The following is an 18,651-nucleotide window of genomic DNA, read 5'->3' on the forward strand; positions in this document are numbered from 1 at the left end:
CAGTCTCACGCGAGAGCCGCCCGTGAAGAACTTCAACCTGTCCGAATGGGCGCTCGAGCATCGCTCCTTCGTCTGGTTCCTGATGCTGATCTCGATGGTGGCGGGCTTCCTCGCCTACGAGAAGCTCGGCCGCGAGGAGGACCCGCCCTTCGCCATCAAGACCATGATCGTGCAAGCGCGTTGGCCCGGCGCCACGATCAGCGACACCCTCGATCAGGTCACCGAGCGGATCGAGAAGGAGTTGCAGCAGATCGACGCCGTCGATTTCAGCCGCAGCTACACCACGCCGGGCCAGACCACGGTCTTCGTCCAGCTGCGCGAGACGACGCCGCCCAAGACGATTCCGGGCATCTTCTATCAGGTGCGCAAGCGTATCGGCGACATCGGCAACACCTTCCCGCAGGGGATCCAGGGGCCGTTCTTCAACGACGAGTTCGGCGACGTGTTCGGCAACGTCTACGCGTTTACCGCCGACGGGGTCTCGATGCGCCAGCTGCGCGACTACGTGGAGCGGGTGCGGGCCGACCTGAAGAAGGTCAACAATGCCGGCAAGATGCAGCTTCTCGGCGCGCAGGACGAGGTCATCTACCTCGACTTCTCCACCCGCAAGCTCGCCGGTCTCGGAGTCGATCAGGCCGCGGTCATCAAGACCCTGCAGGCGCAGAACGCCATCGCCCCCTCCGGCGTGATCCAGGCCGGCCCCGAGCGCGTCTCCGTGCGGGTCGGCGGTCAGTTCGTCTCCGAGGACAGCCTCAGGACCATCAACCTGCGGGTGAACGACCGCTTCTTCCGCCTCTCGGACGTGGCCGAGATCTCGCGCGGCTTCACCGATCCGCCCACCGCCCTGTTCCGGTTCAACGGCCAGCCCGCCATCGGCCTCGCCATCGCCATGCAGCCCTCCGGCAACCTGCTGACCTTCGGCCACGACCTCAAGGCGCGGATGAAGAAGCTCGAAGGCGAATTGCCCTACGGCGTCGGCATCCATCTCGTCTCCGACCAGCCGAAGATCGTCGAAGAGGCGGTGGGCGGCTTCACCAAGGCGCTCATCGAGGCCGTGGTCATCGTGCTGGGCGTCAGCTTCATCAGCCTCGGATGGCGCGCGGGGCTCGTGGTCTCGTTCTCGATTCCCCTCGTCCTCGCCGTGGTCTTCGTGGTGATGCAGGTGATGGGCGTCACGCTGCAGCGCATCTCGCTCGGCGCTCTCATCATCTCGCTGGGCCTCCTCGTCGACGACGCGATGATCACCGTGGAGATGATGGTGGCGCGGCTGGAGGTGGGCGACACCCTGAAGAAGGCGGCGACCTTCGCCTATACCTCCACCGCCTTCCCGATGCTCACGGGCACGCTGGTCACCGTGGCGGGCTTCCTGCCCATCGGCTTCAACGGCTCGGCGGCGGGCGAATACACCTACAGCCTGTTCGTGGTCATCGCGGCCTCCCTCCTGATCTCATGGGTGGTGGCGGTGCTGTTCGCCCCCCTCATCGGCGTGAAGCTCCTGCCGAAGACGATTAAGAAGCATCACGATCGCCCAAGCTTCCTGCTCCGCAGCTTCCGCGCGATGCTGCTGCCGGCCATGCGCTTCCGCTGGATCACCGTGGCCTTCTGCGTCGGCCTCCTCGGCCTGTCGCTCTACGGCATCCAATTCGTTCAGCAGCAATTCTTCCCGGCCTCCGACCGTCCCGAAATCCTCGTGGACATGACGCTGCCGCAGAATGCCAGCATCGCCGAGACCAAGGCGCAGATGGACCGGTTCGAGGCGACCCTGAAGGGCGACCCCGACATCCTGCGCTGGAGCTCCTATGTCGGGCAGGGCGCGGTCCGCTTCTATCTTCCCCTCGACCAGCAGCTCGGCAACGCGTTCTTCGGCCAGGTCATCGTCGTGACGACGTCGCTCGAGGCGCGCGACAAGATGATCCAGAAATTCGAGGCGCTGGCGGCCAAGGAATTCGTCGGCACCGACGTGTTCGTCCATTCCCTCGACCTCGGGCCCCCGGTGGGCCGGCCGATCCAGTACCGGCTCAGCGGACCCGATCTCCAGAAGGTGCGCGGCCTCGCGCTCCAGCTCAGCACCATCGTCGCCTCGAGTCCGAATGTCGGTCTGCCGAACCTCGACTGGAACGAGCCGGGCAAGGTGCTGAAGGTCGACATCATCCAGGACAAGGCGCGCCAGCTCGGCGTGACCTCGGAAGACATCGCCGGCCTGCTCAACGGCATCGTCGGCGGCCGTTCGATCACGCAGGTGCGCGATTCGATCTACCTCGTGGACGTGGTCGGCCGCGCCCAGGCGGTGGAACGCAACTCCGTCGAGACGCTGCAAAGCCTGCAGGTGCCGCTGTCGAACGGCAGCGTCGTGCCCCTGCTGGCCTTCGCCACGGTGAGCTACGAACTCGAACAGCCCATCGTTTGGCGCCGCGACCGCCTGCCCACCATCACCGTGCGGGCGGCGATCGTCGACGACACTCAGGCGCCCACCATCGTCAAGGCCCTCGATCCGGCCATCAAGGCGTTCGAGAAGACCCTGCCGGACGGCTACACCCTCGCCGTCGGCGGTGCGGTGGAGGAAAGCGCCAAGGGCAGCGGACCCATCGCGGCGGTGGCGCCGGTGATGCTGCTCGCCATGGCGATGTTCCTGATGATCCAGCTTCAGAGTTTCCAGAAGGTGTTCCTGGTGGCGAGCGTCGCGCCGCTGGGCCTCATCGGCGTCGTCGCGATCCTGCTGCCCTTCGGCAAGCCGCTGGGCTTCGTCGCCATCCTCGGCGTGCTCGCCCTCATCGGCATCATCATCCGCAACTCGGTGATCCTGGTGATGCAGATCGACGAGTACGACCGCGAGGGCTACGCCCCGTGGGACGCCGTGGTGGAGGCGACCTGCCACCGGATGCGGCCCATCCTCCTCACGGCCGGGGCGGCGAGCCTCGCCCTCATCCCGATCGCCCGGGAGGTGTTCTGGGGGCCGATGGCCTACGCCATGATCGGCGGCATCATCGCGGCCACCTTCCTGACCCTGTTCTTCCTGCCCGCGCTCTATGTCGGCTGGTACCGCATCAAGGCGCCGAAGGGTGAGAGGCCGGACGGCGGTGCATCGACGGCGGCGCCCCGTCACGCCGAGGCCTGATCAGGGCGAGACCGCGCAGAGAGCGGGCTCCAGGGCCCGCATGACGCGGCGGTAATCTGCGATGTGCAGATCGTCGCGCAGGACGCCGGGCAGGGCGAACCCGGTATCGCCGTCGCGCAGGTCTGCGAAGGGGTCGGCGTAAGCGCAGGAGAGGCGCCGACACAGGGCCTCGATCCGGGCGGAATAGGCCGCCACCGCCGCAGGCTCGAAGCGCTTCTCCACCGAACGAGAGATCGGCGGGACGGCGGCGACCACGACACGGTCGCTGCCGGCCTGCAGCCGCTTCACGATCCGCTCCACCGCCTCGTCGAAACGCAAGGCCGTCTTGTCGGACAGCGGCTCCTTCTTCCGCAGCAGGTCGTTGGTTCCGATGAAGACGACCACCGCGCGGGCGCGGGTCTTCACGGACAACTTGGCCACGAGATCGGCGTAGACGGCGGCCGATGCGCCGCTGATGCCCCCATTGACGATCTCCATGCCGCAGACCCGTTGGGCCGGGCTCTGCAACTCCGCCTGCGAATCGCCGGCGAGGAAGATGTAGCCCTGCGGCGCGTCGTCGAGATGCGCCTGGACCGAAGGCAGCCTGTCCGTGGCGTAGAGCTGGGTGTTGAGCCGCTGGGGCTTCTCGATCCAGCCGATGGCGAAGCCGATTCCCAGAATCGCCAACCCGGCAAGGCCGAGGCGCAGCGCCCTCACCGGGTCGCTCCCGGCAAGTCCGAAGTCTTCGAGACCTCCGAGGTCTTCGAGACCTCCAAGGTCTTCGCCGTGCCGGCCCTGTCGACGGTGGCGTCCGGCCGAGAATCCGTTGTCGCGTAATAGGGCTTGATGTCGAGGAGCGGCGTGCCGTCGAGGCAGTCGAGCCCTCGGACGCTCAGGGTCGCCCCGTCGATGCCGAGGAGTTCCACCACCGAGAGCGCGATGGGATTGGGACGCGCCGGCGAGCGCAGGGAGAACGTGCCGCGGCTGCCCTCCGCATGGCGCGGCCTCTGGCGCACGATGTCCCGCGCCGCCCGGTCCATCCAATAGAGCACGATGAGGTGGCTCACCCCCTCCACGTTCTGCAGACCGGGGGCGAAGGCGGCATCGACCTCCAGGGTGCAGACGGCGTCGGTCTGCAGCCCGTTCTTGGGGCATTCGGCCCTGCTCGCCCACGGGGTTCGGACACGGCCGATGAAATAGAGCCCGGCATCGTGGGACTCGGGCAGCGTGACGGTCTCTTCGCCGGGCCGCCGGTCGATCGGGTCGCTCATCATGCGTATCGGTCTTGGAGAGGCGTTACCCGGCGGGACCGCGCGAGCCGTTCGAACTGAGCATGTCGGACAACTCGCCCCCGTTCGCAAGCCGGACGACGACGCGCCGCCATGCGGGCCGCGTCGTTCCATCGGGCGACGGCGCGGTATAGGTTTCCGTCGGCGGCGCCATCCGCCCCCCCGGCCTTCGGGCCGAAGCCTTTCGAGGAGAGAGCGTGACCACCAGCGAATGGCGCCCGATGGAATCCGTGGGCGATGCCGAGACCGCCGTCGACCGCCTCGCCGCCCTGTACGCGGGTGCGATCCAGTCGCTCCAGACCGCCCTGACCCGCTATCTCGACGGGGGAGCCGCCCCCGACCATGCGGAGCGGCTCCAGTTCCGCTATCCCGAATTGCGGATCACGTATCACCCGTCCGGGCCGATCCCGCGTTTTTCCCGCGCGACGGCGAAGTTCCAGTCTCCCGGCACCTACGCCACCACGGTGACGCAGCCGGCGCATTTCCGGCCGTATCTGCTGGAGCAGCTGACGCCCCTGGTGCGGGATTACGGGGCGACCCTCGAAGTCGGCCTGAGCGCGCAGGAGATTCCCTATCCCTACGTGCTGGAGCCGGGCGCCAACCTCTCGGGCAGCGGGATCACTCCGCGCGATCTGGCCACCTACTTCCCCGTCCCGCTGCTCTCGGTGGTGGGAGACGAGATCGCCGACGGTCTCTGGGTGGCGCCGGTCGAAGAGCCCAAGCCCCTGGCGCTGTTCGACGCGATCCGGGTCGACTATTCCCTCCGCCGCCTCGTCCACTACACCGGCTGCGATTGGCGCGACGTCCAGCCGTGGATCCTGCTGACGAACTACCACCGCTACGTCGACGGCTTCATCCGCCACGGATTGGAGCAGCTCGCCGGCGGCCGGGACGGCTACGAGCGCATGATCCTGCCCGGCGGCATCACCGTCTCGCGGGAGGAGGCGGCGAGCATCGACCCGGCGGCCCTCATCGCCGCCTCGCCCTGGCACAAGTTCCAGATGCCGGCCTATCATCTCGTGGCGCGCGGTGCCGACGGGTCGATGCAGGGCACGACGCTGGTGAATATCGGCGTCGGCCCCTCCAACGCCAAGACGATCACCGACCATCTGGCGGTCCTGCGTCCGCATTGCTGGCTCATGGTCGGCCATTGCGGCGGGCTGCGGCAGTCGCAGACCATCGGCGACTACGTCCTCGCCCATGGCTATCTGCGCCGCGACCGTATCCTCGACGAGCTTGTGCCGCCGGACGTGCCGGTGCCGGCCCTGGCCGAAGTCCAGCTCGCGCTCCAGGCCGCCGCCGCCTGCGTCACCGGGGAGACCAGCGACGACCTGAAGCGCCGCCTGCGCACGGGCACCGTGGTCACCTACGACGACCGCAACTGGGAGCTCCGCTTCAGCCAGGAGCGGCGGCGGATCAACCTGTCCCGCGCCATCGGCGTCGACATGGAGAGCGGCACCATCGCGGCGCAGGGCTATCGCCTGCGGGTTCCCTACGGCACGCTCCTTTGCGTCTCCGACAAGCCGCTCCATGGCGAGATCAAGCTGCCGGGGGCGGCCAACGCCTTCTACGAACGGGCGGTGGCCGAGCACCTGCTCATCGGCCTGTCGGCCCTCGATATCCTCCGCGCCGACCGCAACGGCCTGCATTCGCGCAAGCTGAGGAGTTTTGACGAGCCGCCGTTCCGCTGACCGTCCGGCGATTCGCAAGATCGCCGGATCGACGGGATCAGCGCTCGCGCCGCCACAGACCGGCCCGTTCGGAGCGGGCCTGCTCCTCCGCCGCCAGGAGGTCCGACGGGGCATCCTCGGACGCGCGCGCGCCGCCGGCCGTCAGGATCAGGGAGGCGAGGTCATCGCCGTCGATCTGGCAGCGCAGGCCCGCAGGCTGCGCCTCGTCGGTCGCGCCGCCGGCCGCCGGCGCACAGACGACTTCGCGCCGGCGCAGATAGCGCGCGAGCTGGCGCGCCAGGGCACCGCGCTCGCCGTCGACGCCCAGCAGGCGCACCGTCCGGCCGCGGAACGACAGGGTTCCGGTATCGATCACCTCCGGCACCCCGCGCAATGCCCCGGCGGCGGCGGTCTCCTTGGCGGCCGGAGCCGGCTCGGCGCGGGCGGCGGAGGGGCGCTTGCGCCGTGACGCCATCTGGATCGTGGCGCGCTGGGTGAAATCCTTGAAGATCGCCGCCGGCAGGTCGCCGCCACCGACCTTGTTCATGGAGGAATTGTCGTCGTTGCCGACCCAGACGCCGACCACGAGGTCCGGCGTCACCCCGACGAACCAGGCGTCCCGGTAATCCTGCGTCGTCCCGGTCTTGCCGCCCACCGCGAGGTTGGTGATCCGCGCGGCCCGCCCGGTTCCGCTGTCCACCACGGCCTGGAGCGAATCGAGCATCATCGCGCGGCTCTCCCCCGGCAGGGGCGTCGTCGGCTTGGCGTCGGGGCGCAGGTAGAGCGGGTCGGGGCCGGGGCCGCGAATGGCATGGACGCCGTAGGTGTCGAGGGGCTGCGCGCTTGCCAGCACGCCGGCATAGGCCCGTGTCATCTCCAGCAGGGAGACTTCCGCCGAGCCGAGGGCGAGGCTCGGAACGTTGGGCAGGTCGGAGGTGACGCCGAGCTTGCGCGCGGTCTCGATCACGGAGGCCATGCCGATCTCGTCGGCGAGCTGCGCGGCGATGGTGTTGATCGATTGGGCGAAGGCGGTGCGGAGAGGGACCGCCCCCCGGAACCGGCCGCTCGCATTCTGCGGCTCCCAATCCCCGATCTGGATGGGCCGGTCCACCAGCACCGTCTCCGGCGAAAGGCCCTTCTCGTAGGCGGTGAGGTAGACGAACAGCTTGAACAGCGAGCCGGCCTGCCGCTTGGCCTGGGTCGCCCGGTTGAACTGGCTGTCTTCGTAGTCGCGCCCGCCCACCATGGCGAGGATCGCGCCCTCCTTGTTCAGGACGACCATGGCGCCCTGGCTCGCCTTTTTCTTCGTCCCTTCCGCATCGAGCCGCCGGGCGATGACGCCCTCCGCCAGGCTCTGCAGATCGAGGTTGAGGGTGGTGCGCAGGGTGACGTCGCCGGATGTGTCCGACAGGCGCTTGGCGTCCGCCGACACCATATCGAGGAAGTAGTTGGTGCCCGGCGGAGTCTCGGGCGGAGTCCGCAGGGTGATCGTCTCCGCACGGGCCTTGTCGGCCTCGGCGGCGGTGATCGCGCCGGTCTCGACCATGGTCTGCAGCACGATGTCGGCGCGCTCCTTGGCGCCGCCGAAATTGCGCGTCGGCGCCAATTGCGACGGCGCCCTGACGAGGCCCGCCAGCATGGCCGCCTCGGGGAGCGTCAGCGCCTTCGCGCCCTTGCCGAAATAGCGCCGGGACGCGGCGTCGATGCCATAGGCGCCGGCCCCGAAATAGGCGGTGTTGAGATAGCCGAGGAGGATGTCCTCCTTCGAGAGCGTGCTCTCCACACGCAGGGCCAGGAACGCTTCCTGGATCTTCCGGCGCAGCGTCTTCTCCTGGGTCAGGGAGGTGAGCCGCACATATTGCTGCGTGATGGTGGACGCACCCTCGCGCACGCCGCCGCTCACCGTGTTGCGCCAGAGTGCCCGTGCCAGCCCGCGCGGATCGACCCCCCAATGCGAGTAGAACCGCCGGTCCTCGATGGCGACCACGGCCTGGGCGAGATGGGCCGGCATGTCGGCCGCCGTGAGCTTCTGGCCCTGGAAAGCGCCGCGCGTGGCGAAGACCCGTCCGTCATCCGCCTCCACCGTGAGGGCGCGCTGGCCGCCTTCCGGTACCACGCCGCCCAGCGGCGGCAGCGTCGCAAAGCTGTAGAGGACGAGACCTGCAACGAAGACCAGCGGCAGGGCGAGGGCCGCAAGACCGGCGGCGAAATAGGGCCGCTGCTGCAATCGGCCGCGCCAGCCCGCGCCTGCCGTCGGCGCGGCCGGACCGATCCCGGCCGGAGGCGGCGCGACCGTGCCGTTCGTTTGCGGGGAAGCGGTGCGCGCCCGGAGTCTCGAGCCGAGGGCGCTGAGCCTCCGTCCCGCCGCGCGCCCCATCGAAAGCAGGCCCCGCGCGAGACCGCGCAGCGCCGTGGCGAGGAGGAATCCGAGATGCCCGAACAGGACACGCGCCGCCTGTCCGGCTTCACGGGCGGCGGTTCGGGCATCCGGCGCGCCAGGGGGCTTCGGCCGTTCCGGTTCTTGATCTGTCATCGGCCGCCGGTCGTGATCCAGGAGCGCAGGTCCCGTCGGCTTACCGTCGGCGCTGGCTCGGCGGTTCTAGACCGGAAAGAACCCCGGGCGCCATGCCGGAGGCGGCGTCACCAGAGCTCCCTGGGGGTTGTCCCTCGCCGTCATTCCGGGTCGCCACAGGCGAGCCCGGAATCCAGAACCGCCAATGCGGCCATGTCGAGCACGCGTAGCGGGTGCGGATTCCGGGTTCCGCCGCGCGGCCCCGGAATGGCGGAGGTGTCTGCTCGAAGGTCATGGCATGCCGCGTCGGCCAGCATTCGCAACCCCGACGGTATCACTCCTTTTCGGCGGCCCGGTTCGCCGACCGAGCAACGAACCCGGCCGAGGCGTCACTCCTTCGGCAAGGCCTCGGTCATCTGCATCCGGTGGGTCGGGGCCGAGACGCGCAGGCTGGCATCGAGGAGGGCGGAGGCCTGGCTTGGATCGCCGGCGATGTCCGGGGCGGAGTCCTGCGTGCCGACCAGGGCGGTGACGCCCTCATACTGGTCGAGGCGGCGGTCGATCATGTCGCCGAGACGCTCGCGGACTTCCGCGACGGTGAGGCTGCGCCGGTGCTTGCCGGCTTTTTCCGTGAACAGGCTGCGGTTGGCGCGGGCGGCGGCGCGGAACGCCTGCTTGGCCAGCGCATCCGGGTTGTCGGTGCTGAGCGCCAGGAACTTGCCGGCGCTCGACGTGCCGAGGAAATGGGCGAGATAGAGTTCCGAGGTCTTCAGTTCGCGGCCGATGCGCTGCTCGATGCGGGCGCGGTCGCGCTTGATCAGCTCGCCGGCCATCAGGGCGGCCACATAGGGGTCCTGGCGCAGGCGCAGCACGCGGGTGCGGGTGGCGTCGTCCTGAATGGTGATGGCGCCGCCGCGGCCGGTGATGGCGTTGGCCTCGGCCTCATAGCCGTAGCGGGCACCGTAGGTCCGCACCAGTTCCAGCCAGGTGGCGGACAGGAACTGGAACAGCCCCTCGGCCGACGACGTCGACGCCTTCACCGTGGTCGAAAAGCTCGATTCCTTGTCGGCGAGCGCCATCATGTAGACCGGATCGACGCCGGTCTCGGACGACGCCTTCAGGATCGTCTCCACGATGTCGCGCGGCACATTCATGTCGCCGAACCGGAGAACGTCCCGCCCGGCGCTCTCGCGGCTTTGCGGAAGCGAGGCGAGATCGGACTCGATCAGGCTCGCCGTGGCGGGTTCCTGGTCGAGGAGGGGAACTCCCTGCCAATCCGAGGGTTTGTCGATGGTGGCGGCCGAAAAATCACTCGCCACCGAGGCCCGCAGGTCGATGCGGTCATGGGCCGTGGCGGCCGGTGCCAGGGCACTCTGCGGCAGGCCGGAGCCGAGCAGCAGGCCGATCGCGATCTTCGCGACGGTGAGTCGGGCCGATACCGTGGTGCGTGCCTTCCTTGCGCCGCGAAGGAAGCCGGGCTTGAGCCAGGCCACCGTCTCTTCACGATCCAGGGTCTCGTTGGGCACGAGACGGCACGCGTCGTCGGCGCAGTGCGCCGGCTCCGGGAAAAGCCCCATCATTGTTCCTTGTTCGTGCCGCGGCGTTCTAGGACGCGGCTTCGATCAGTTCAGCGAGCGGACATCTCGCCGGGAGCTGTGACCACAATGGGACAGCTCCGTGATTCAAGCGTGGCACGCTTAAGGAACGGTTAAGGCTATGATTTAACGATATTTTAAGTAATCGTTCGGATGCGGTTCAGAGAGGCCGCGTCAAAAAGGCATTCTGGCCGGGGTTGGAACGAAGGCTCCGTAGCCCAGTTACGATGGTCCCAGAGGGCGATGTCGAGACATCGACGAGACTCGCCCCGATGGACCCATTGAAGGAAGCCTTTTTCCAATGAGCATGCAGACCGGTCGCCGCGTCGGCGTTGCCTTCGTCGGTATGGGTGGCGCCGTCGCCACCACAGCCATCGCCGGCATCGAGATGATCAAATCTGGATCGAACCGCCTCGACGGGTTGCCCCTCGCGGGTCTCTCGGTCGCAGGGATGGCCGATTACAAGGATCTCGTCTTCGGCGGCTGGGATCTGAACGACGACGATCTCGCCTCTGCCGCCACCGGTCACGGTGTGTTGACCAAGCAGGATATCGAGAACGGCGCCCAGGTGCTCAAGGGCATCAAGCCCTGGCCGGCTGTCGGCAGCGCCAAGTTCTGCAAGAACATCGAGGGTGCCAACCGCATCGTCGCCGCCGATCACCGCGAGGCGGTATCCGTCATCGCCAACGACCTTCGCCGCTTCCGCCTCGAGAGCAATCTCGACGAGGTCGTCGTCATCAATCTCGCCTCCACCGAGCGCTGGCCCGACCTGAACGCGCCGGCCCTCAACTCGCGCGCCGCCTTCGAGAAGGGTCTCGATTCGAGCGACGAATCCATCAGCCCGGCGATGCTCTACGCCTATGCGGCGATCCAGAGCGGCGTGCCCTACGCCAACTTCACCCCGAGCGTGGCGGCCGACGTACCGGCACTCATGGAATTGGCCCGCGAGATGGGCGTGCCGCTGGCCGGCAAGGACGGCAAGACCGGCCAGACCATGATGAAGACGGTCCTCGCGCCGGCCCTCAAGGCCCGTGCGCTGCACGTCGATGGCTGGTTCTCCACCAACATCCTCGGGAACCGCGACGGTCTCGCCCTCAACGACAAGGACTCGCTCCAGTCGAAGCTGAACACCAAGGGCACGGTGCTCGACTCGATCCTCGGCTATCCCGTGGAGGACCATCTGGTCCACATCCACTATTACCGCCCGCGCGGTGACGACAAGGAAGCCTGGGACAATATCGACGTCACCGGCTTCCTCGGTCAGCGGATGCAGATCAAGGTTAACTTCCTCTGCAAGGATTCCATCCTGGCCGCCCCCCTGGTGATCGAGATCGCCCGCGTCCTCGACCTCGCCAAGAAGCGCGGCGAGAGCGGCCCGCAGGAGCAGCTGTCCTCGTTCTTCAAGGCCCCCATGGTCGCCAACGGCCACGGTCCGGAGCACGATTTCGGCAAGCAGCAGCACATGCTCCTCGATTGGCTCGGCGTGCGTCAATGACGTCATCCGATACGGGGGGCGGCATGGCTGCCCCCTTCGCGTTGCGTGAGCTGTTCGTCGAGCTCAACGACCTGAAGCGCGTGCATTCGGCCGGGCGCATCGGCTCCATCGCCGAGCGGCTGTTCGCGCAGGGCTGGTCGGGCCTGACGGGCGGCTCCGATCCCGAGGCCGTCGCCCTCGACATCACCGCCAAGGCGCTGGCGGCCTCTCGGCTCTGCGATCTCGACGCCGCCTTCCTCGCCGCCGCCGGGCTCGGCGAGACGGAAATCGGTGACGTTCTCACGTCCGGGCTCGACGCCGTCACCGCCATGGTCGACCCTGAACTGAAGCGGCGATTGGCCGTCGCGTTGCGCACGAACGGGGGTGTGCATGGCGGTCCTTTGCCGGGCTTCGTGGCGGCACTGAACCATCAGCCGCGCGCCGGTGTGACCTGTCCCGGCAGGCCCCGCATCCTGCTGGAACCGCCGGAAAACCATTCGGAACATTGCCTGATGGTGGCGGTCTACGGTGTCGTTCTGAGCCCGTTCTACCGGGCCGACCCCGCCCTCGTCTTTCTCGCGGCCATGAGCCACCACTTCCACAACGCGGCGATGCCCGATGCCGGTTTCACCGGTGAGATGCTCCTCGGCGACCATCTCGCGCCGATCATGGCGCGGACCACGCAATGGGCCCTCGACGAGCTCGATGCACCCCTGCGCGAGACCGTGGAGCGAGCACGTGCGATCCTCCCCGACGATGCCACGGCCGAGGGCCGTGCCTTCCACGCTGCCGATTGCATCGACCGTGTTCTTCAGATTTCCCAGCACCTTAAGGCCGCTTCGCTGACCATGGAGACCGTGCTCGACGACATGGAGCTGGTCCATGCCGGCCCGGTGAAGGGCTTTCACGACAGGGTCCTCAGGGATATGCGAATCCCGTGATGGTCCGCTGCGGCAGGATGGACCGCGTGTCATGATTCCATTCGACCTCCTCTCCCCTCAGACGGGACACGCGCTCAAAGCCGACACGCCGCATTCCCTGCGCGATGTGGTGACCAATGCGCGCTGGCCGGTCGTTGACGGCATTCCCTATCTCCGGACCGGGCGCGACGAGCTCGTGGCGGCGACCCTCGCCCTTTTGGACGGCGATCAGCACGATCTCGCCCTGGAGGGGCTGCTCGCCGATCAGGACGATTGGTGGACCGGCCCGCCGGCCGATCCCCTGGATCTCCATGCCCTGGTCCGCGACCGGAACAAGGCGAGCCTGCGGGACGCCGTGCGTTGTCTCGGTTGGGGCCGGGTCGGCGACTATTTCCTGCACCGCTGGACCGATCCGACCTTCCTCGCCGGCCTGACGCTGCTCGAAGCGCATTGGAACGACCCTCTCTGCGTCTTCGAATTCGCCTGCGGCATCGGCCATTACCTGCGCGAGATCCAGGCCCGCGGCGTCAAGGTGGCGGGGGCCGACGTGGTCTTCGCCAAGCTCTGGGTGGCGCGCCATTGGGTCGTCGGCGAGACGGCGCAGTTCGTCTGTTTCGACGCGGGCTCGCCGCATTGGCCGATCCCCGGCGCGCCAGTAGATCTCGTCGTCTGCAACGACGCATTCTACTTCCTCGACGACAAGCCGGCCGTTCTCGAATGCCTCCGCCAGAATGCCGGCGACGACGGCTGGCTCGTTCTCAGCCACATCCATAATTCCGAACGACCAGGCTTCTCGGCCGGTCGCGCGGTGTCGGCGGACGAGATCGAAGAGCTGTTTCCGGACGCTCTCGTCTACGACGACGACGAACTCACCCGCGCCCTCGTCGAGAAACGCGCGCCGTCGCCGCGACGCCCGGCCGATCTGCGTCATGTCGAGGCGTTCTCCGTGGTGGCTGGCGCCGGGATGCGGCCCGCTCCCCGTGCCATCCTCGACGGTTTGACCTTGCCGAGCGAGGGAACCTCCCTTCGCCTCAACCCTCTCTACGAGCCCGATCCGGCGGGCGGCTACACTATCGCTTGGCCCTCCGAACGCTACGAGGCGGAATACGCGCCTCGGGTGACCTATCCGTCGCATTCGGACGGACCCGAGATCCTCGACTGGGTCGGCGGCGAGCAATCGCCCCACGAGGACCGTGTCCGCCGCCGCGAATTCGTCGATCTGCCGGAGCGCTGGTGATGGGCGATTGCATCGGTTGGGGCATCGTCGGCTACGGCTGGGTCGCGCGGGATTACATGGCACCGGGCATCCGCGGCGCCGGGCATCGGCTGGTCGCCGTGTCCGATCCCGGTCAAGCCTCGCGCGCGGCGGCCGAGGCCGAGGGCGCGCGCGCTCATGCGGACATCGCGGGTCTGCTCTCGGAGCCGGAGGTCGAGGCGGTCTACGTGGCGACCCCGAACCACCTCCATCGAGAGGCGGTGGAGGCCCTGGCCGCATCGGGCAAGGCCGTGCTCTGCGAAAAACCGATGGCGGCTTCGCTCGCCGATGCCGAGGCGATGGTCGCGGCGGTCCGGAAAGGCGGCATCTTCTACGGCACCGCCTTCGACCAGCGCCATCATCCGGCCCATCGAGCCATGCGCGACGCGATCCGCCAGGGTCGCATCGGGGCCGTGACCACCATTCGTGTTGTCTATGCCTGCTGGCTCGACCGGGCCTGGACCTCGTTTGCCGGCCAGGACAATTGGCGCATCGATCCGGTGAAGGCGGGCGGCGGCGCCCTGATGGATCTGGCGCCCCACGGCATCGATCTCGTGGATTTTCTCCTGGACGAATCCATCGAGGACATCGCCGCCCTGACCCAGGCGAGGGCGCAGGATTACGCCGTTGACGATGGCGCCCTTCTCATCGGCCGCACCCCCTCCGGGATCCTCGCCAATCTGCACGTGGCCTACAATTGCCCGGACGTCCTGCCGCGCCGCCGCCTCGAGGTGATCGGCACCAGCGGGGCGCTCACCGCCATCGACACCATGGGGCAGGTGGCAGGCGGTACGCTCGCCTTCACCGACGGTGTCAGCGGGCAGGCGCAAGCGATCTCATTCGACGCGGAGGCCTCGCCCTTTCTTGAACAAGTCCGCGCCTTCGGCTCCGCCCTGCGCCGGCCGGCTGAGCGCGATGCGTACAGTGCCGAACGCGACCTTCACACGATGCGGCTTCTGGCGCGGGCTTACGAAGGTCTATCCGGCGGTGGCGATCCGAAGCCGGAGTCGAGATCGGGGTTTCGACCGCGTAACAACATCCTACCCCTTCCCTCATCCTGAGGCGCCGCCGCAAGCGGCGGCCTCGAAGAAGACCTCCAGTTCATACATGCATGTTGGAGGCCTCCTTCGAGGCCGCTGAAGCGGCACCTCACGATGAAGAGGGATGATCAGAGCAACCGGGAAGTGACCGACATGAGCGAACACGACCAGGACGCCCGGGCGCGCGACCCGCGCATCAAGTCCCCCCGGCCCTACACCTACGGCGGTCCACGGGCCATCGAAGGACTGCCCGCGTCGTTGCCCGAGCCGGTGCGCGCCTATCTCGACATCCTGCCGAAGGGGCGCATCGTCGGCTTTCCCCTGGCTCCCCTCGACCGGACCGGTATCCCAGTCTGGTTCGTCTCGCTGTTCCTCGACGATCCGTTCTTTGTCGGCGCCATGCCGAGCGGCATCGGTTACGGCGCCACCGACGACGAGGCGTTGATCGGCGCAGTGGCCGAAATCGCCGAGAACCTGATGCCGTCGCTGGCGGTGATGCCGCGCAAGAAGGAGCGCGGTTCCTACCACGACCTCGCCAAGGTCTTCGGCGCTGGCTCGGTGGCCGATCCGCTCACCCTGTGCCTGCCCGCCGGCTCCCCGGTTGGCCGCGATTCGGTGCTCGAATGGACACCGAGCGTCCGGGCGCGCACCGGTGAGACCGTTCTGATGCCCCTCGACATCGCGGCCACGGACTATTTCGAACTGTCGGAGGGTTACAAGCCCTTCACCAACCTCATCACCAATGGCCTCGGTGCCGGGCCGGACGTGGATTTCGCCCTCGGTCACGGCCTGCTCGAACTGCTCCAGCGCGACGGCAACGGTCTGCTGTTCCGCGCCCTCGACCAGGGCGTGATGCTCGATCTCGACGGGATCGGCCCGGAGAACAGGGCGATGCTCGCCCGTCTCGATGATCTCGGCATCCGGGCACTGCCGAAATTCGCCACCGACCAGTTCGGCCTCGCCAATATCTATGTCGTCGGTCACGACCGGAATCCCGCCGACGCGCCGGTCCCCGTGGCCCTCTCCGCCTGCGGCGAGGCCTGTGATCCGGACCGCGAGCGGGCCTTGCGCAAGGCGCTCCTCGAATTCCAGGCGGCTCGCGTGCGCAAGGCCTTCGGCCACGGCCCCCTTTCCTTCGCCGAACGGGTGACGCCGCCGGGCTACGTCAAAGCCTTCATCCAGAAGGCATTGCCGAGCCTCGACTTGGAGGAGAGCCGTGCCCTCAAGGCGATGCTCGAATGGATCGTCCTGCCACCGGAGGGGCTGCGCGACGTCCTGAAGGACACGGTCTATTCCGAGCGCAGCACCAAGGCGTTCACGGACCTGCCGACGACCGAGGCTCCCGATGGCCATGCCCGTGGACGGATCGCCCGCGAGCGGCTCGAAGAGGCCGGTTTCGACGTGCTCTACGTCGATTGCTCCCCGCCCGGCGGCAGCGTCGGCGTGGTCAAGGCGATCGTGCCGGGGCTGGAAGTCGAGACGATGAGCTATCACCGCATCGGCGAACGCAATGCCGCCAAACTGATCGCGCGCGACCATCCGCTGATCTCGTTCGGCAAGGCCAGCGAGACGAAGCTTCCCGTGCGTCTCACACCGGAAGCGATCGAGCGCCTCGGCGGCCAGCCGCTCTTCGACGTTGCCCTGGCCGACGAGATCGTCGGGCGGCATTACCCGCTCTACCGCGAGCCGGAATCCCACCACGCGCCGTTTCGTCTCGAGCAGCAGGGACGCGCCGCATGAGCCTGCGCTACGCCTACAACACCAACGGCACGGCCAACCACCGCTTGGACGACGCCATCGATCTCATCGCCGATGCCGGCTACCAGGGCGTGGCCCTGACCCTCGACATCCACCATCTCGATCCGTTCGCGGAAAACTGGATCCAGGAGGCCCAGCGCGTGTCGAGCCGGCTGCAGCGGCTCGGCCTCGGCAGCGTCATCGAGACCGGTGCCCGCTTCCTCCTCGATCCAAAGGCCAAGCACGAACCGACCCTGGTGAGCGGAGACGCGTCCGGGCGCGCCCGGCGCATCGGCTTCTTGAAGCGTGCGGTGGACATCGCCGTCATCCTGCATGCGGAGGCCGTGTCGTTCTGGGCCGGCGTGCCCAAACCCGGCATCGATCGTGACGAGGCGAAACTCTGGTTCGCGGATGGCGTCGCCGAAATCGCGGCCTACGCCCGTGAGCAGGGCATCGTCGCCTGCCTCGAGCCCGAACCCGGCATGCTGGTCGAGACTCTCGACGATTTCGCCGCCTTGAACATCGAAGGCCTGAGACTCGCCCTCGACACCGGCCATTGCCTTGTCACCGGCGAGCGCGATCCGGCGGCGGCCGTGGTGGAATTCGCGGATGCGATCGGCACCGTGGCGATCGAGGACATGGCGCGGGGCGAGCATATCCATCTTCCCTTCGGCGAGGGCGACATGGATGTCGCGGGCGTTCTCGATGCCCTCGACGCCATCGGCTTCCAGCGTCTCGTCTGCGTCGAACTCTCACGCGAGAGTCATCGGGCCGACGTGATGGTGCCGAAGTCGCTCGACTATCTGCGGACCTGCCGCAATCACAAGGCAGAGGTGAACGCGTGAGGATCTGCTTCGTCAGCCGCCGCTACTTCCCGGCGATTTCCGGCATGAGCGTGTACGCGCAGAACCTGTTGCGCGAACTCGTCGAGGCCGGCCACGACGTGACGATGATCAGCCAGTACCGGGGCGATGAATTCGGTACCCGCGTCTATGGCGGCGGGCCACCCCCCTCCGTGCCCGGCGTGCGTGTCATCGGTCTCGAACAGGTCGGCGAGCAGGCGAACGGCGATTTCGAGCGCGACATCGAGACGATGGTGGAGACCATCGTGGCTGAACACGCGCGCCGGCCCTTCGATCTTCTCCACGCCCAATACGGCTATCCAACCGGCTGGGCGACGCTGATCGCCTCAAAGCGGATCGGCATTCCCAACGTCGTCTCGATCCAGGGCGGCGACGGCCATTGGGTCGGCTCTTGCTGCGAGACCCATCGCGTCGCCATGTGCGAAGTGCTGGCCCAGGCCAACGCCCTTCTCATCGGCGGCCGCTCCTTCGTGGAGGAGGTCTGCGATCGGCTGGGGTCGGACCCGGACCGCTTCACCATCGTACCCGGCGCCGTGGACACGGCTCGCTTCACCCCCGGATCTGCCGAACATGATGGGCCGGTGAGGCTGTTCTATCACGGCCGCGTCGACCGCCGGAAAGGCGTGCTCGACTTCATCGATGCGCTCGGCCTGCTGCGCTCTCGCGGGGTCCCGTTCGAAACGATCGTCTCCGGCATCGGGCCTGACGTAGAATCCTCGAAAGCCCGTGCCGCCGAGCTGAACTTTTCCGAGGCCGAGATCCGCTTCACCGGCTACGCGGACTACCACACCGTGCCCGACCTCTACCGACAGGCAGACGTCTTCGTCTCGCCGACCTATGCCGAAGGCTTTTCCAACACCATCCTGGAAGCCATGGCGGCGGGGCTCGCCGTGGTCTCGACCCACGCCGTGGGCGTGTCCGACTGCCTGCGCGATGGCGAGAACGGATTGCTGGTCAAGCCCGGCGATGTCACCGCCTTGGCGGATGCGCTTCAGCGTGTCATCGAGGATGAGCCCCTGCGGCGGCGTCTTGCCCGAGACGGGCTCGACGAATGCCGCCGCGTCTACTCTTGGACAGCGGTTGGCCGCCAGATCATGGACGTCTATGCCGAGGTAGCGGGCGAGCGGCCCCGGACCGACTTCGCCGACACCCTGCCGCATGACCCGAACTGCCGGTTCCGCGCCGAGCCGCATCTGCTCTGA

At 67.8% G+C, this 18,651-nt stretch carries 13 protein-coding genes; 9 read left to right on the top strand and 4 right to left on the bottom strand.

From position 1 onward, the window contains the following. Window positions 1-22: 22 nt before the first annotated feature. Window positions 23-3,115: an efflux RND transporter permease subunit gene (locus tag MKK51_RS09040; RefSeq protein ID WP_243976500.1), complete on the top strand. Its 3,093-nt coding sequence runs from the start codon at window positions 23-25 to the stop codon at window positions 3,113-3,115. Here the strand turns inward: MKK51_RS09040 and MKK51_RS09045 are convergent, their stop codons facing one another. Both MKK51_RS09045 and tsaA read right to left on the bottom strand, forming a co-directional pair. Continuing rightward, the gene (locus MKK51_RS09045) at window positions 3,116-3,811 is read right to left on the bottom strand and encodes an SGNH/GDSL hydrolase family protein (RefSeq protein WP_243976501.1); all 696 of its coding nucleotides are present in this window, start codon (window positions 3,809-3,811) and stop codon (window positions 3,116-3,118) included. After that, on the bottom strand, window positions 3,808-4,365 hold the full coding sequence (gene tsaA / locus MKK51_RS09050; protein WP_243976503.1) for a tRNA (N6-threonylcarbamoyladenosine(37)-N6)-methyltransferase TrmO: 558 nt from the start codon (window positions 4,363-4,365) through the stop codon (window positions 3,808-3,810). Before tsaA ends, MKK51_RS09045 begins: the two co-directional genes overlap by 4 nt. Window positions 4,366-4,604: 239 nt before the next feature. On the opposite strand from tsaA, the gene MKK51_RS09055 reads away from it, so the two are divergent. After that, entirely contained in the window at window positions 4,605-6,074 is a 1,470-nt protein-coding gene (locus MKK51_RS09055) for an AMP nucleosidase (RefSeq protein ID WP_243976783.1), read from the top strand. 37 nt (window positions 6,075-6,111) lie between these two features. Here the strand turns inward: MKK51_RS09055 and MKK51_RS09060 are convergent, their stop codons facing one another. Next, a complete protein-coding gene (locus MKK51_RS09060) occupies window positions 6,112-8,586 on the bottom strand; it encodes a PBP1A family penicillin-binding protein (RefSeq protein WP_243976505.1) in 2,475 nt (824 codons plus the stop codon). Between the two features lie 368 nt (window positions 8,587-8,954). Further along, complete coding sequence (locus MKK51_RS09065) at window positions 8,955-10,145, bottom strand: transglycosylase SLT domain-containing protein (RefSeq protein WP_243976507.1); 1,191 nt, start codon at window positions 10,143-10,145, stop codon at window positions 8,955-8,957. A gap of 316 nt (window positions 10,146-10,461) precedes the next feature. Between MKK51_RS09065 and MKK51_RS09070 the strand changes: the two genes are divergently transcribed. The 7 genes from MKK51_RS09070 to MKK51_RS09100 all read left to right on the top strand — a co-directional run bounded on the left by MKK51_RS09070 (window position 10,462) and on the right by MKK51_RS09100 (window position 18,651). Further along, on the top strand, window positions 10,462-11,655 hold the full coding sequence (locus MKK51_RS09070) for an inositol-3-phosphate synthase (RefSeq protein ID WP_243976509.1): 1,194 nt from the start codon (window positions 10,462-10,464) through the stop codon (window positions 11,653-11,655). A 23-nt stretch (window positions 11,656-11,678) separates the two neighbouring features. Beyond that, window positions 11,679-12,575, top strand: coding sequence for an HD domain-containing protein (locus MKK51_RS09075; RefSeq protein ID WP_243976511.1), 897 nt, complete (start codon window positions 11,679-11,681; stop codon window positions 12,573-12,575). Window positions 12,576-12,606: 31 nt separating this feature from the next. Beyond that, entirely contained in the window at window positions 12,607-13,791 is a 1,185-nt protein-coding gene (locus tag MKK51_RS09080) for a class I SAM-dependent methyltransferase (RefSeq protein WP_243976512.1), read from the top strand. After that, window positions 13,791-14,870 carry a Gfo/Idh/MocA family protein gene (locus MKK51_RS09085; RefSeq protein WP_243976514.1) on the top strand — a complete coding sequence of 360 codons (1,080 nt, stop codon included), beginning with the start codon at window positions 13,791-13,793 and terminating at the stop codon, window positions 14,868-14,870. Before MKK51_RS09080 ends, MKK51_RS09085 begins: the two co-directional genes overlap by 1 nt. Window positions 14,871-15,002: 132 nt before the next feature. Beyond that, entirely contained in the window at window positions 15,003-16,589 is a 1,587-nt protein-coding gene (locus MKK51_RS09090) for a YcaO-like family protein (protein WP_243976515.1), read from the top strand. Then, window positions 16,586-17,431 (top strand): sugar phosphate isomerase/epimerase family protein, encoded by an 846-nt coding sequence (locus tag MKK51_RS09095; protein ID WP_243976516.1) that lies wholly within the window; start codon window positions 16,586-16,588, stop codon window positions 17,429-17,431. Before MKK51_RS09090 ends, MKK51_RS09095 begins: the two co-directional genes overlap by 4 nt. Continuing rightward, a complete protein-coding gene (locus MKK51_RS09100) occupies window positions 17,428-18,651 on the top strand; it encodes a glycosyltransferase family 4 protein (protein ID WP_243976517.1) in 1,224 nt (407 codons plus the stop codon). The genes MKK51_RS09095 and MKK51_RS09100 overlap by 4 nt, the downstream gene beginning before the upstream one ends.

Source organism: Methylobacterium sp. E-045 (genome assembly GCF_022829685.1).
GTDB lineage: Bacteria > Pseudomonadota > Alphaproteobacteria > Rhizobiales > Beijerinckiaceae > Methylobacterium.